12 protein-coding genes are annotated in these 13975 nt (G+C 60.5%); 6 read left to right on the plus strand and 6 right to left on the minus strand.

The genetic code is table 11. The features are described from left to right. Positions 1–89: 89 nt before the first annotated feature. Positions 90–2159, minus strand: a complete 2070-nt coding sequence (locus GGQ88_RS19370; RefSeq protein WP_183615112.1) for a 3-hydroxyacyl-CoA dehydrogenase NAD-binding domain-containing protein — start codon at positions 2157–2159, stop codon at positions 90–92. Positions 2160–2365: 206 nt separating this feature from the next. Between GGQ88_RS19370 and GGQ88_RS19375 the strand changes: the two genes are divergently transcribed. Continuing rightward, a complete protein-coding gene (locus tag GGQ88_RS19375) occupies positions 2366–3163 on the plus strand; it encodes an enoyl-CoA hydratase/isomerase family protein (protein ID WP_183615113.1) in 798 nt (265 codons plus the stop codon). A 57-nt stretch (positions 3164–3220) separates the two neighbouring features. Here GGQ88_RS19375 and GGQ88_RS19380 read toward each other — a convergent pair whose 3' ends face one another. Next, positions 3221–4306: a Gfo/Idh/MocA family protein gene (locus tag GGQ88_RS19380; protein WP_183615114.1), complete on the minus strand. Its 1086-nt coding sequence runs from the start codon at positions 4304–4306 to the stop codon at positions 3221–3223. 45 nt (positions 4307–4351) lie between these two features. Next, on the minus strand, positions 4352–5146 hold the full coding sequence (locus tag GGQ88_RS19385) for an SDR family oxidoreductase (RefSeq protein ID WP_183615115.1): 795 nt from the start codon (positions 5144–5146) through the stop codon (positions 4352–4354). Positions 5147–5387: 241 nt separating this feature from the next. Here GGQ88_RS19385 and GGQ88_RS19390 point away from each other — a divergent pair, with 241 nt between their 5' ends. Next, positions 5388–6863 (plus strand): aldehyde dehydrogenase family protein, encoded by a 1476-nt coding sequence (locus GGQ88_RS19390; protein WP_183615116.1) that lies wholly within the window; start codon positions 5388–5390, stop codon positions 6861–6863. Between the two features lie 72 nt (positions 6864–6935). Here the strand turns inward: GGQ88_RS19390 and GGQ88_RS21450 are convergent, their stop codons facing one another. Continuing rightward, on the minus strand, positions 6936–7583 hold the full coding sequence (locus GGQ88_RS21450; protein ID WP_183615117.1) for a TetR/AcrR family transcriptional regulator C-terminal ligand-binding domain-containing protein: 648 nt from the start codon (positions 7581–7583) through the stop codon (positions 6936–6938). Between the two features lie 207 nt (positions 7584–7790). Between GGQ88_RS21450 and GGQ88_RS19400 the strand changes: the two genes are divergently transcribed. From GGQ88_RS19400 to GGQ88_RS21460, 3 genes are all read left to right on the plus strand, one after another. Further along, positions 7791–8612: an IS5 family transposase gene (locus GGQ88_RS19400; RefSeq protein WP_183615118.1), complete on the plus strand. Its 822-nt coding sequence runs from the start codon at positions 7791–7793 to the stop codon at positions 8610–8612. A gap of 170 nt (positions 8613–8782) precedes the next feature. Then, a complete protein-coding gene (locus GGQ88_RS19405) occupies positions 8783–9700 on the plus strand; it encodes a nitronate monooxygenase (RefSeq protein WP_246386372.1) in 918 nt (305 codons plus the stop codon). Beyond that, on the plus strand, positions 9697–9903 hold the full coding sequence (locus GGQ88_RS21460) for a hypothetical protein (protein ID WP_246386374.1): 207 nt from the start codon (positions 9697–9699) through the stop codon (positions 9901–9903). Before GGQ88_RS19405 ends, GGQ88_RS21460 begins: the two co-directional genes overlap by 4 nt. A gap of 82 nt (positions 9904–9985) precedes the next feature. On the opposite strand, the gene GGQ88_RS19410 is transcribed toward GGQ88_RS21460, so the two are convergent. Next, positions 9986–10795 carry an enoyl-CoA hydratase-related protein gene (locus GGQ88_RS19410; protein ID WP_343057295.1) on the minus strand — a complete coding sequence of 270 codons (810 nt, stop codon included), beginning with the start codon at positions 10793–10795 and terminating at the stop codon, positions 9986–9988. 197 nt (positions 10796–10992) lie between these two features. On the opposite strand from GGQ88_RS19410, the gene GGQ88_RS19415 reads away from it, so the two are divergent. Next, on the plus strand, positions 10993–13290 hold the full coding sequence (locus GGQ88_RS19415) for a TonB-dependent receptor (RefSeq protein WP_183615120.1): 2298 nt from the start codon (positions 10993–10995) through the stop codon (positions 13288–13290). A 501-nt stretch (positions 13291–13791) separates the two neighbouring features. On the opposite strand, the gene GGQ88_RS21125 is transcribed toward GGQ88_RS19415, so the two are convergent. After that, the coding region (locus GGQ88_RS21125) for a hypothetical protein (protein WP_221214789.1) at positions 13792–13975 on the minus strand (184 nt) is incomplete at its 5' end.

The following is a 13975-nucleotide window of genomic DNA, read 5'->3' on the forward strand; positions in this document are numbered from 1 at the left end:
CAATTGGGGCGCGGAACTTTCAAGTCCCGCGCCCTTTTTCTAGCAGGCATCGGTCGCGACCTGGCCTGACAGCAGTTTACATGCCGCCTTCAGCGCGTGAACGAACCGCCCTCAGCCGCAAGCTTTTCAAGCAAGGCCGCCGGCTTGAAGCTTTCGCCAAAACGGCCCTCATACTCTTTCAATTTCGCGACGATCTTTGGCAAGCCGATCGTGTCTGCCCAGAACATCGGTCCGCCGGTGTAGACCGGCCAGTTGTAGCCCGTGATCAGCGCAACGTCGATGTCGGAGGCGCGGACCGCAATGCCCTCTTCAAGGATGCGTGCGCCCTCGTTTACAACCGGGTAAAGCAACCGTGCGAGTATTTCCTCGCTTCCCTCGGTCGGTATTTGTGGAACGCCTCGGGCCTCTGCCAGGCCGGCAATCACCTCCCGCGCAACGGGCGAAGGCGAACCCTGTCGTTTGTCATCGTAGTCGTAGTACCCGCCATTTCTTTTCAGGCCCAAGCGATCGCGCGCAACGAGCTCGCTCATCACCGTTTGCTCGGTCGAGTCGCGTCCGATAACGTCCAACCCAACAAGATCCATCATCTGGAAGGGGCCCATGGCAAAGCCGTAACCGCACGCAGCCTGGTCGACTGCCTCAAGAGGCGTCCCCTCGAGCACCAGCTGATCGGCCTGATCCCCGCGTGCACGCATCGCGCGATTGGCGATGAAGCCATCGCAGACGCCGGACAGCACAGGCACCTTGCCGATCTGTTTGGCGAGCTTCATGGCAGTTGCGATGACCGACAGGTCCGTGCGGGTTCCGCGCACCACTTCCAGCAACCGCATTACGTTGGCCGGAGCGAAGAAGTGCAAGCCGACAACGTGTTCGGGCCGACCGGAGGCTTCGGCTATCTTGTTCACATCGAGGAAGCTGGTGTTGGTCGCCAGGATGGCTCCGGGACGGGCAATGGCGCCAAGCTTTGCGAAGATGTCCTGCTTCACGCTCATCTGTTCGAACACGGCTTCGACAATGAGGTCAACTTCGCCAAGCGTTTCGAGGCCGATGCATGGGGTGATGAGGCCAAGACGCTTCTCGACCTGGTCCGGACTCATCCGTCCCTTGGCCGCGGCCGCCTCATAAGTCTTGCGGATCACGCCAATGCCGCGATCGAGCGCTTCCTGGCTCATCTCGACCAAGCTCACTGGAACCCCGATATTGAGGAAGTTCATTGCGATGCCGCCGCCCATGGTGCCTGCACCAACCACGCCCACCGACTTTACCGGCAACAGCGGCGTGTCCTTGGCAATTCCCGGGATCTTGGCGGTCTCGCGTTCAGCAAAGAAGTAGTAACGCTGTGCCGCCGACTCGGCCGAATCGCGCAGTTCGATGAACAGCTCGGTTTCACGTGCCATGCCGGCGTCGAAATCCGGAGCGGTCTCTACCGCAGCCTGGACGGCGCGGACAATGTTGCCCGGTGCCTTGAAGCCTTTGAAGGCACGGGCGTTTTTGGCGAGGTACGCGTCGAACAGGTCCGGGTCGCCCTTGGCGGCTTCCAGCTTTTCATTACGATCGCGCACCCGGAGCAGGGGACGGTTCTCGGCGACGATCTGGCGGGCAAAGGCAATCGCGTCTTCGCGCAGCTTCCCTTCGGCGGCGAGCGCGTCGATCATTCCCAGTTCGAGCGCCGCATTTGCCGCGATCGGCTTGCCGCCTGTAATGATGTCCAGTGCAGCAGGCACGCCAACGATACGTGGAAGACGCTGGGTGCCGCCGGCGCCGGGGAGCAGGCCCAGATTGACTTCGGGAAGACCGACCTTTGCCGAGGGCACAGCGATGCGATAGTGGCAGATCAGTGCCAGTTCATATCCGCCGCCCAGCGCCGTGCCGTGGATGGCAGCAACGACCGGCTTGCTTCCGCCTTCGATCAGGTCGAACACGGCCTGAAGGTCGGGGCCTTCCTGCGGCTTGTCGAATTCCGAAATGTCCGCACCGGCGAAGAAGGTCCGACCATCGCAGACAAGAACGACAGCTTCCACAGCGGCATCACTGGAAAAGCGCTTGAACCCTTCGTCGAGAGCGCGCCGGACGTTGATTCCCAGGGCGTTCACCGGAGGAGAATCGACGGTGATGATTCCGATGCTGCCTTCGACCTCGAACGTGGCGACACTGCTCATGACGGTTCCTTCGCTTTGAATTTGGCAGCGTAGTTAGCAGCAGCACCAAGCTTTGCAACCGCCGACACTCATCATAGATAAACATGTTATATGGAAAGGTCATGAAGCGCGCACTCTGAACATTCAACTTTTCCCTTTGCGCGGCCTTGCGTGGTGGGCCGCGACCAACTATCCCGAACCGACATAGCGAAAAAACGAGGTTCGACATGGACTATACGACTATCCTGGTTGACTTAGACAACCATGTGGCGACCGTTACGATCAATCGCCCGGAAGCGATGAACTCCTTCAACAAGCAGATGCTCGAGGAGTTCGCCTACCTGTGGCGCTGGGTTGCGGAAACCGATGACGTGCACGTCGTCGTGCTCCGTGCCGCACAAGGCCGTGCCTTTTCGACCGGAGCCGATGTCAAGGCAACCGAGGAGCCGGGTGGATCGCTGTTCCATGGGAACGTCTGGACCGATGCCGACCCGGGCGAAAAGCTTGGTCCCAAGGCGATGAAGTGCTGGAAGCCTGTCGTGACTGCCGTTCATGGCATGTGTGCCGGCGGCGCGTTCTATTGGGTGGGTGAGAGCGACATCGTGATCTGTTCGGAGGACGCGACGTTCTTTGATCCGCACGTGACATACGGCCTCACCGCAGCGCTCGAGCCGATCCACGCGACTTACCGCATGCCGCTGGGCGACGTATTGCGCATGACACTGCTCGGCAACGACGAGCGGATCACCGCCTACACGGCTCTGCGTCTTGGCCTGGTGACCGAGGTCGTGCCGCTCGAAGAGTTGTGGGATCGGGCGCAGCAACTCGCTACTAAGATCGCCGCAAAGCCCCCTGCAGCCATCCAAGGTTCCACGCGGGCAATCTGGGAGTCACTCGACCTGCCGCGTTCGGTCGCTCTGGCGACGGGTCTCAAGTACTGTCAGGTCGGCAACCCTGTCAGTGTTCCCCAGGTTGATCGCTGGGCGCTGATGGGCAAGGGCAAGACGCCTTACGTATTGCGCTGAAACGAAAGTCGGAAGCGCGGCGCTCTCAGTGTCCGCGCTTCCGGCTCCTGACGTATGCTACAGGGTAATCGTCGCGCCCTGTTGTGCAGCGCTCCGCTCCATCGCGTCGAGCAGCCGCCGCGTCTCGCAGGCCGACTCAAGGGTAGGAGCGTTTGACGTACCCTCGCGCAGGTCCCGCGCAATCTCGTGCCAGAGCAGAGTGGTGTTATAGGACGGTCCCGGCGCCAGGCCGGACAAGGCGGGCTCTGGCACTGTGATCGGTTGAAGCGCGGTGCCCTTCTCGCGGGTTCCAGCCAGGCTGAGCGCGGCGATTTCGGGCATGCCGTTGCCCTCTATCAACAGTTCGCCACGGTCGCCAACCAGCATCATCCGGAACGTATTGCCCGTCGGCGCCGTTCCGGCGAAGTGGGCTGAGAATACCGCTCCGGATTGTAGCGTGCCTATGGCGGCGACCTGATCCGGCGCAGTCATGGGGACCATCTTTCCGACATCGGCGGCCATTACGCTTTCGCGCAGGCAACTGACCCGTGCGTTCACCGATGCGACCTCGCCTACAAGCATGCGCATCTGGTCGAGGCCGTGACCGGCAGGAATCGTCAGGATGTTGGCGCCGCAGCTTGCATCTGCGCTGTATGCGGTCGCGACCGGGTCGTTCCAGAAATTGAACGCGCCGAACAGCGATACCGAATAGAGCCGGCCGAGATAGCCATCGGCCAGCAGCGCCGCAGCGTGCTGCACAGCGGGTGATGCCCGTCCCTGCAAGCCGACGTACCCGCGAACGCCACGGGTGCGTGCGCGCTCGACCAGCCTTTGCGACTGAGCGAAATTTGCGCCCATGGGCCATTCGACGAAGAGATGCTTGCCTGCCTCGACCACCTCCATGGCGGCCTGCTCGTGCAGGGGGGCCCGGACGCTGACGGCGACCAGATCAACATCCGAAGCCAGAAGTTCGGCAATGCTGCCATAACCGTTGCGGACATTGAACGCAGCTGCTGACCGCAGTGCGCTCTCGGTGCGGCTCGTTGCGATGCCGACAACGTCGATTTCCGGTATGGCCGCCAGAGCGGGCATATGTGCATAGCGCGCCCAGCCGCCGTCCATGCTTGCCCCGACCACGCCGACTTTGAGGTTTTTGACCGTCATTTTCTTTGAACCTGTCGTGCTTGCCAGTAAACGGAGAAAAGGCGGTCAGTAGAGAGCCTGAACGGCGCCGCCATCGACGATGATGAACTGACCGGTCACGTAGCTGGCACGTTCCGAGCACAGAAACGCGATAACCGCCGACATCTCCTCGGAACGGCCGAGCCTGCCAACCGGAATTTCGTCACGGCGTTCGGCCTCTCGCTCATCCCAATTCAGACCGTTTTCGAGCGTCATGCGCTTCATGTGCTCGAAGTAGCGGTCTGTAGCGAAGCCGCCGGTGCCGATAGTGTTTATGGTGATGCCGTATTTGGCGATCTCGTCGGAAACGCTCTTGTTGAGAGAAACTGCAGCAACGCGGCTTACGTTGGCGGTGACCAGCGGGAGCTCCTTGTGCGGCTGTTTCGCGGCGATCGAGTTGATCAGGACAATACGCCCCCAGCGACGCTCCCGCATGGCGGGGGTAAAGGTGCGCAGAAGATGGACCTGGCTCATGACGATGGATTCGTAGGCATCGAGGAAGTGTCCGTCCTGGGTATCGTCCCACCGGCCGTGGGTCGGCCCGTAGACATTTCCGACCACGATCTCGGGATCGCCATAGACTGTCCGCGCCTCGGCCTGAACTTTCAGGATGCCCTCTTTTGTCGACATGTCGGCGTATACGCCGGTCGCCTCGCCACCTTCGTCGCGAATCTTGGCAACCACTTCGTCCACCGCTTGCTGGCCGCGGGCCGCCACAATCACGCGGCATCCTTCGCGCGCGAGATCTTCGGAAACTGCACGGCCCATGCCCTTGCTGCCACCGCCCGAAACCGCAACCTTGCCTTTGATGCCGAAATTCATTGTCACCCTCTCTTGCTAATGGCCAGTTCGTCGCGCACCCGGTTTTTGACCGATCAGCCAAGGTGGGTGGCAGTAGATAGTATACTTGTCAATCGAGGAGGGCCAGCCTTTGCGTGCGGCGCTGGACTCTCTTCGAATCAATTCCGGCCTTCCCGCACGTGGGAAATTTTGATAGGTAAACTTGTTATAAGGTAAAGGTCTGGTCAATAGGCCATCGTAAGCAGCCTGCAGGAGAGTTGGTGTGAGCATCCTAAAGCAGAAGAATTCCCTCTATATCGGCGGCGAGTGGGTGCCGGCGGATCAGCAGGAAGTCGTGGTGAACCCGGCCGATGAGTCGGTCCTTGCCGAGGCGCCGGTGGGCGGGAGCGAACACGCCGATGCGGCGATCGGCGCAGCGCGCGATGCCTTCGACAACGGACCCTGGCGCAAGTTGTCTGCGCAAGAGCGCCAAGCCAAGCTGACGGTATTCCTCGATGCCATCGAACGGCGCCGGGAAGAGATCATCGCATTGATCGTGGCAGAAGCCGGCGCGACCCAAGGGATGGCCCGCTTCATGCAATATGCCATCCCCATGCAGCACGGCCAGGCGATGATCGAATACGCGTCGCGCCCGGCGATCACACCACTGCCCATCGAGACCACACCAAATGCCCAAGGCGGTATTACGCTCGGTGGCGGCGTACTGGTTCGCGACCCGGTCGGCGTGGTATCGGCGATCACGCCCTACAATTACCCGTTTTTTCTCAATGTCGGCAAAGCCATCCCCGCCCTTGCCGTAGGCAACACTGTAATACTCAAGCCTTCGCCGTTCACGCCGTTCGAAGCACTGATCCTTGGCGAAATCGCCGATGAGGCAGGATTGCCCAAAGGTGTTCTCAACATCGTGACCGGCGGCAAGGACGTCGGCGAGGCGTTGACCACGGACAAGCGCATCGACCTGGTGAGCTTTACCGGATCGGACGCGGTCGGTGCGGCCATTCAGGCGCAGTCGGCACCCACGCTCAAGCGCCTGCTGCTCGAACTTGGTGGCAAGTCTGCCCTTATTGTCCGCGAAGATGCAGACCTTGAGGCGGCCGCAAACACCGGGATGATCAATATCACAGCGCATTGCGGACAAGGCTGCGCGCTGCTGACGCGCCACATCGTCCACAATTCGGTGCGGCGCCAATACGTGGAACTGGTGCGCCAGCGCATGGAGTCGCTCAAGATCGGCAACCCGGTCGATCCCAGCGTCACCTACGGCCCGCTGATCCGCGAAGCAGCGCGCGAGCGCACGTCTCGTTATGTGGACATCGCACTGGGCGAGGGGGCCAAACTCATCACCGGCGGAAAACGCCCGGCAGGTCTGGAGCGCGGTTTCTATTATGAACCGACCTTGTTCGATGATGTGCAGAACGGCTTTCGCATCGCGCAGGAGGAAGTGTTCGGACCGATTGGCGTGGTCATCGGCTATGACACCGATGAGGAAGCAATCGCCATCGCCAACGATAGCGAGTTTGGCCTGAGCGGCGGGATCTTCTCGCGCAATGTTGGCCGGGCTTATGAGATGGCGCTCGAACTGCGTACGGGCGGCGTACTGATAAACGGTGGGGCTGGGAGAATGTCGAGCCACGCGCCGTTCGGCGGAATCAAGCGTTCCGGCTATGGTCGCGAATACGGCGTCGAGGGACTGAACGAGTTCACCAACATGAAGACGATTGGCTTCAAGGGCGGGTGAGCCATAGCTATTCTGTCGGGGATGGTGTGACGTCACCGACCCGGACGGGATGGTGCGTGGCCACAGAGTCTGTCAGTCCCCCGGCGCGTCGACGCCTTGCGGGCTCGACACGCCACGCAAAAGGATCGTGACGAGATCGTCGATGAAACGGTCAGCCGTTTCTGCCAACCGCGCACGCATCTGCGGCGGTGTGGCCGATACGCGATTGCTCACTGCGCCGATCAAGACATCGAGGATCAGCGCCGGTGACACATCCGTCGGTATTTCGCCGCGTGTCATGGCCCGACGAACGAGCAAACGTGCCTCTCGCATAATCCGCTCGCGATAGGGTTCGAGCGCAATGCGCACATCCTCATACTGGCGGTCCGCCTGCAGCATGAGACCGATGCTGCCGTGAGGCCCGGTCAAAGTCTGCATGTAGCTGTGGGCGAGCTGGCGCAGGTCTTCACGCAAGCTGCCATTGTCAATGTTATCAACACTGATCCACCGCGCCGCCAGAGCTTCGCGCAGCAGATCTCCCCGGCTGGCCCAGCGGCTGTACAATGCAGCCTTGCCGACCGATGCGCTTTTGGCAAGGGCATCGAAGGAAAAGCCGTTCCACCCCCCCTGTCCATAGATGTCGAGCGCGACATCGAACACGCGCTCTTCGAGTCCCGGATCGCGCGGTCGACCGCGTGAACGCTTGTGCTCGGGGGTTAGCTGCTTCGAACTGTTATTCACGCAGGCGGACTACCAGAGGCGGGGCCTTGGCTCAAGAGAGGCGCGGCGCCTTTGAGTGATAGCCTTTTTCCGCCCAGAAAGCCGAAGTGATATCGGTCTTGCTTAGAGCCCGATCCGAAATTAAGTTGAGTGGTATCAGCGGGTTAGCTTGACGCTTGCCCAAGTCGTTGATTCAGCGGTTTTGCAACGGACCGAGGGAAATCAACGATGTGGACCGACACCACTCGGGCGCAATATGCTCGTGCTGGACTGGCTTTGCCAAGTGATTTGACCGATGCGGAATGGTCGGTGCTTGAGCCGCTCTTTCCTCCACCCTCCCACGTGGGCCGGCCGCGCAAATGGCCGCTGCGGCGGATTGTCGAGGCGATCCTATATCTGCTGCGCGGTGGGCTGCCGTGGCGGATGCTGCCGCCCTGCTTTCCGCCGGTCTCGACGGTGCGGCGCTGGTTTTACCTGTGGCGCGACAACAAACTATGGCTCTCGCTCAATCATGCCCTGCTGCTGTCGGCTCGTGAAGCGGCTGGTCGCGAAGCATCGCCCAGCGCCGGCGTGATCGATAGCCAGAGCGCGAAAACCACGGAAAGCGGCGGCCCTCGCGGCTATGACGCGGGCAAGAAGATCAAGGGCCGCAAACGCCACATCCTCACCGACACCGAAGGCAATCTGGTCCACGCCGTAATCCACACCGCCGACATTCAGGACCGCGACGGAGCGCCGCTGGTGCTGCGTGAGATCATCCGGCGCTTCCCCTGGCTGCGCCATGTCTTTGCCGATGGTGGCTATGCTGGCGACAAGCTTCGGGATGCACTGCGGCGTATCGGCAAATGGACCATTGAGATCGTCAAGCGATCCGATGTTGCAAAGGGCTTCGTGGTTCTCCCGCGCCGTTGGGTCGTCGAGCGAACACTCGCCTGGCTGAACCGCAACCGCCGCCTCGCCAAGGACTTCGAGCAGACCATCGCCTCGGCAACCGCCTGGCTGTTCATCGCTTCGATCCAGCTCTTCGCCCGCCGTATCGCAAGGCTATGAAATCACGTCGAATAATTAAGAATCAGACTCTTACAAGATTGGCCAGGTGCCCTCCCTCGTGAGCCGTGACGGCAATTAATGACCGCGATCCGACCCCGGCGTTGACTGGTGCTTGTCTTGACCTTCGCTGAAATTTACCGCATTGAATAACGGACGAATGGAGACTGAAATTGATCAGGTCGATCGCCGAGATGACAGGAGCGGAGTTCCCACTCTTCGCCTTCAGCCATTGCCGTGATGTGGTGGCAGCCGTTAGTCGGGCAGGTGGCCTCGGCGTTCTGGGTGGCAGCAGCTTTACGCCCGAGTCACTTGAGGAGGAGCTGCGCTGGATTGACGCGAACGTCGACGTCAAACCGTATGGCATCGACATACTGATCCCCGAAAACATCGATGTTCAGCGCGGCGTAACTGGTGCAGCGCTGGCAGAGCGCATTCCGATACAGCATCGGAAGTTCGCCGCCGATCTGCTCCGTAGTCATGGTATCGATGCGACCGAAGACGATGTCGTGTCTGCCGAACTGCCCGCGATTGCTCCGGAAATCGGTGAGTCGTTGATGGATGTGGCGTTCCGTCATCCCATTCGGCTTATTGCCAATGCGCTTGGCATTGCACCATCATCGATGATTGAAAGAGCGCGCGCGCATGGTGTTCCAGTCGCAGCGCTTGTCGGGGCAAAGGAACATGCGATCCGCCAGGTCAGGGCAGGGGTCGATATCATCGTCGCGCAAGGGACGGAAGCCGGCGGCCATTGCGGCGAAGTGTCGACGTTAGTGCTGATTCCCGAAGTCGTGCGCGCGCTTCGGGATTATGGTTCGCCCCCGGTGCTGGCTGCCGGCGGCATCGTAACAGGCGAGCAAATGGCCGCGTGCATGGCGATGGGCGCTGCGGGCGCTTGGACCGGATCAGTCTGGCGGCCACCACTGAGTCGGAAACGAGCGAGGCAATCCGCGAAAAGATCATCACCGCTTCGTCACGTGATACGGTCCGGTCAATCTATCGGACGGGCAAGCCATCGCGCCAGCTTAAGTCCGCATGGACCAACGCGTGGGAGGGAACGGACAGTCCCGGCAAGCTTGGGATGCCGATGATGGGCATGATTTCCAAGCCGGCTTTCGCGAAGATCGACAAGGCGGCTCTTGCCGGGAACGTGCAGGCAAAGGAATTGGTTAGTTATTGGGTCGGACAAGGCGTAGGACTGATCAGCGGCGTCGCGTCAGCCGGGAGTGTAGTGCAGACCTTCAAGGAAGAATTCCTGGACGCGTCCGAACGTCTGAACGGATTTCTGGGCTAGCTCGATTGTGTACGATAACGCTCGAGCCCATACCCATACCCATATGCTTTTGCCGTGCGGTCCGTCCGCATCGTCTGGCCTGTTAGCGCCCGGTCCAGTGCGGCGCCCGCTTTTCAACGAAGGCACGCGAGCCTTCCTTCGTATCGTCGGATTGCATCAGCCCTGCGGTTTCTTTTGCACTGAGCGCCCAAAATGGTTCGTCGGACGCGATACGCCCATCCGCGATGCCGAGCGCGATGCGCTTGGACGCCTGAACAGACAGCGGTGCGTTGATCGCGATGCGATTGGCAAGCTCCAGCGCCTTGTAGAGCAACTCGTGGCCGGGCACCACGGCATTCACCAGTCCAAGTTCGAGCGCCCTATGCGCGGTGATCGGATCGCCCGTCAGCAGGATTTCCATCGCCACTTTAGGCGACACCTGCTGCGCCAGGCGAAACGCACCGCCCGCGCCGGCGCAGAGGCCGCGCTTGACTTCGGGAAGGCCGAAGGTGGCAGTCTCGGACGCAACAGCCAGATCGCTCGCCAGCGTCAGTTCGGTGCCGCCTCCCAACGCGACGCCATTGACCGCCGCGATCGTCGGCTTGCTCACCGCATGACTCACGTAACCTGCAAAACCCCAGGCGATATGGTCTGGGTTTTCAGGTCGCATCGGCTCGCCGCGGGCCAGAGCCTTGAGGTCTGCGCCAGCGCAAAAGGCCTGGTCGCCCGAACCGGTCAGAACGATGGCCCTTACGGAAGCGTCGGCCTGTGCTTCCTCGAGCGCTTCTCCGATACCCATATGAACCGCAAGGTTGATCGCATTTCGGGCCTGGGGCCGATTGATTGTAACAATCATCACATGGCCCCGGCGCTCTACCAGCACCGCCGGTGCGGCCGCTTCATTGGTACCCACAAACATCTCCTGATTACGCGTTGCGCGGCCACGGTGCAGCAGCGCGGGTTAGCGCGATTGCTTTCGCAAGCCACGAATGCCTTGGCGACCCCATCGCATCCGCCGCCAAGATGGCAAACATTGCCATCTTGATTATACAAGTAATAGAATTATAACATTATAACCTAGTTAGCAAGGTGGGAATCAGGGAGAGATTGATGAGCAAGATGCAAAGTGGGGCGTCGCTAGTGGCATTGGCCTGCGCGACAATGATTTCGTCGCTATGGACGGACGTGGCTCGGGCGCAATCGACGGACGAGGGCATTGCCGACATCGTCGTAACAGCACGCAAGCGTGCCGAGAGTCTGCAAAACGTGCCGATCGCCGTAACTGCGCTGGATTCGGTGGCGCTCAAGAATCAATCGGTCCAGAGCGTCAAGGACGTGCAGTACCAGACTCCGTCGCTCGTCATCGCGCCTACCAATGCTGACCGCAACAGCCTGACTGTCAGCATTCGCGGGCAAAGCGTCGCGGACACGCTTCTGACGGTAGACCCGGCAATCGGCATTTACATCGACGGCGTGAACTTCGCCAAGACAGTCGGCACCGAGCTGGCTTCGCTAGTGGACGTGGAGCGGGTGGAAGTGCTTAAAGGGCCGCAGGGAACGCTGTTCGGGCGCAACACAACCGGTGGCGCGCTTAGCATCACAACAAAGATGCCAACCTACACCTTCGGTGGCGAACTGATCGGTCGCACCGACTATTACGGTCGGGCAGGTGGTTCGATTGTCCTGAACTTGCCGATCAGTGACGACGTCCTCGCCCTCCGGCTGGTTGGCAGCTACGATCGGCGAGACTCGTTCGGCAAGAATCGGATAGACGGGTTGGGCATCGGGGGTGACCTTGATGGCGGCTCAATTCGCGGGACCCTGCTTTGGAATGCCTCCGACGCCATCGAAGTGGTCTTGCGGGGTGATTACAACAAAACGTCCACCTCGGCCCAGGCGTTCAAGGCTCGTGAACTGTTCATCGCCGCACCTGGCTCACGCGCAGCTGCGGGCGCCATTCTCGCCGACCGTGGTGCCACAACATTAGCCGGAGCCCGTCTTGCCTACATCGCGGACGGCAACACCGACAAGTTCTGGGATGCGAATCAGAACGTAACGCCGTCCCACTCGCGCGTGAAGTCGTATGGCGGGTCCGGGACAATCACCGTGGACCTTGGCGATAGCACGCAGCTGAAGTCGATCACGTCTTATCGTCGGCTTACGCGCGATACGCTGATGGACATGGATGGCTCACGCTACAACCTCCTCGAGGTCAACGGCCTTACCTCGCAAAAGCTTTTCGCGCAGGAAGGCCAACTGACCGGCAAGTTGCTCGATGAAAGCGTCGACTGGATCATTGGCGGCTTTTATTCACACGAGACCGGCAACGACGGTACCCGCACTTTTGCACTCAAGAGCTTGGGGCTTCCCAGAAACGTCGTCGATGGCGACGTGATTAACAAGAGTATCGCGGGCTTCGGCCAGTTCACCTGGCGCTTTGTCGACAAGCTCAGCTTTACCGGTGGTCTGCGTTACACCAAGGACACCAAATCACTGATCTCTCGCAACCGCGCACTGTCGACGCCGATCACCTGCCAAGTGCCAAGCCCTGATACGCCAGGCGTTTGCCAGCGTACGTTCAAGGATAGTTGGGACGACATGTCGTACACCGCGGTGCTGGACTACCAGCCACGCGACGGCCTGTTGTTGTACGCAAAGACCAGCCGCGGCTTCCGTTCGGGCGGCTTCAACCTGCGCGGTTCGATCGACCCGCAGACCTTCCTGCCGTTTGAGCCGGAAAATGTTACAGATTATGAAGTCGGCTTGAAGGCAGACCTGCTCGACAGGCACCTGCGCCTCAATCTTGCCGGATATCGTTCGTCATACAAGGACATCCAGCGCTCGGTGGTTGTACCATCGGGCAACGGCTCCGGCATTTCGACCGTGATCCAGAATGCAGCATCAGCGAGGATCAACGGCCTGGAAGCAGAAATCACGGCCAAACCTACACAAGCGCTGACTCTTCGGGCGACCGGCGCCATGACGGATGCCAAGTATTCGAGATACGTGAACGGCTTGGGCGCAGACCTTTCAGGCCTCAAATTCCCCTTTACCCCCAAGTGGACCTACACACTGTCGGCCGGCTATGATTTCCCGCTGGATAACGGCCCGTTGCACATCCAGGCCGACTGGGGGTGGCAGGACGACATCTACTTCTTCCCAGACAGCCTGTTCAACGGGACGAACGGCTTGCCCGATTTGCGTGGACAAAAGGCTTACGGCTTGCTGAACGGGCGTATCTCCAAGTCGTTTGAGAAGGAGCGCTTTGAAGTGGCATTCTTCGTCAGAAATGCACTCAACAAAAAGTATTATGCGGCCGGCCTCGACACCGGAAGCAGCCTCGGCTTTAGCTCAGGCATTCCGGGCGATCCGCGCCTCGTCGGTGCCGAGGCTTCCATCAAGTTCTGATCGGCAAGCAGAGGGGGGGCGCTCGTGGCGCCCCCGCCTTCACGAACACATCAAAGGCCGTGGCAGTTTTTCTGTCACGGCCAGTGCTTTATGTATCTTATTTTTCGGGCTGGCTGCGGAAGTACGGCACGCGCTTCTTGTGCGGCGATGGCAAGTTCCGTCAGGGCGACGAGAGATCAAGTCGCGGCCTGGTTTGCAAGGCCCCCCGTGCAATCGCGCACTGATCGATTGCAAGACTTGCTTCGATCTTACGCCGGCTCCGTTGGAGGGGTGGAGCAAGAAACGGGACGCTGAGCGTCGTGCAGTGAAGCTTACCCACCATGAGTGCCTCGGGAAGCCCTGAGGCACAGAGCCTCGCGCACGGCGGGCTGGTTGTCCGCCCCGTAAGTCGACGCAGTCCGTGCGGCTTTCCCGAGACGGGGCCCTTTTGGCCCATCACACCGCTGCTCGCGAGTTACTATGCTATTGCAGGGCTCGCACCTTGCTTGTGATAGGCCAACGTCAATACCGGACAACGCTCTTGATCGAGCGCCAGACCGGGCGACTCTTTACGAGCGTGGCTGGACGGCGCTTGTCGGAGCTGGCCCAGAATGTCGCGCGGCGATCTGGATGAGAAAGCGCGACAATCAAGATGAGAATCCGGTGTGTTGGGATCGGCGTAGGGCGTAGCCCGAAGCCGATCCCA

This window comes from Novosphingobium hassiacum (genome assembly GCF_014196055.1).
Classification (GTDB): Bacteria; Pseudomonadota; Alphaproteobacteria; order Sphingomonadales; family Sphingomonadaceae; genus Novosphingobium; species Novosphingobium hassiacum.

Coding starts and splice junctions, on each gene's coding strand:
- GGQ88_RS19370 (WP_183615112.1), bottom strand. CDS start 2,159: ATGAGCAGTGTCGCCACGTTCGAGGTCGAAGGCAGCATCGGAATCATC.
- GGQ88_RS19375 (WP_183615113.1), top strand. CDS start 2,366: ATGGACTATACGACTATCCTGGTTGACTTAGACAACCATGTGGCGACC.
- GGQ88_RS19380 (WP_183615114.1), bottom strand. CDS start 4,306: ATGACGGTCAAAAACCTCAAAGTCGGCGTGGTCGGGGCAAGCATGGAC.
- GGQ88_RS19385 (WP_183615115.1), bottom strand. CDS start 5,146: ATGAATTTCGGCATCAAAGGCAAGGTTGCGGTTTCGGGCGGTGGCAGC.
- GGQ88_RS19400 (WP_183615118.1), top strand. CDS start 7,791: ATGTGGACCGACACCACTCGGGCGCAATATGCTCGTGCTGGACTGGCT.
- GGQ88_RS21460 (WP_246386374.1), top strand. CDS start 9,697: ATGATGGGCATGATTTCCAAGCCGGCTTTCGCGAAGATCGACAAGGCG.
- GGQ88_RS19415 (WP_183615120.1), top strand. CDS start 10,993: ATGAGCAAGATGCAAAGTGGGGCGTCGCTAGTGGCATTGGCCTGCGCG.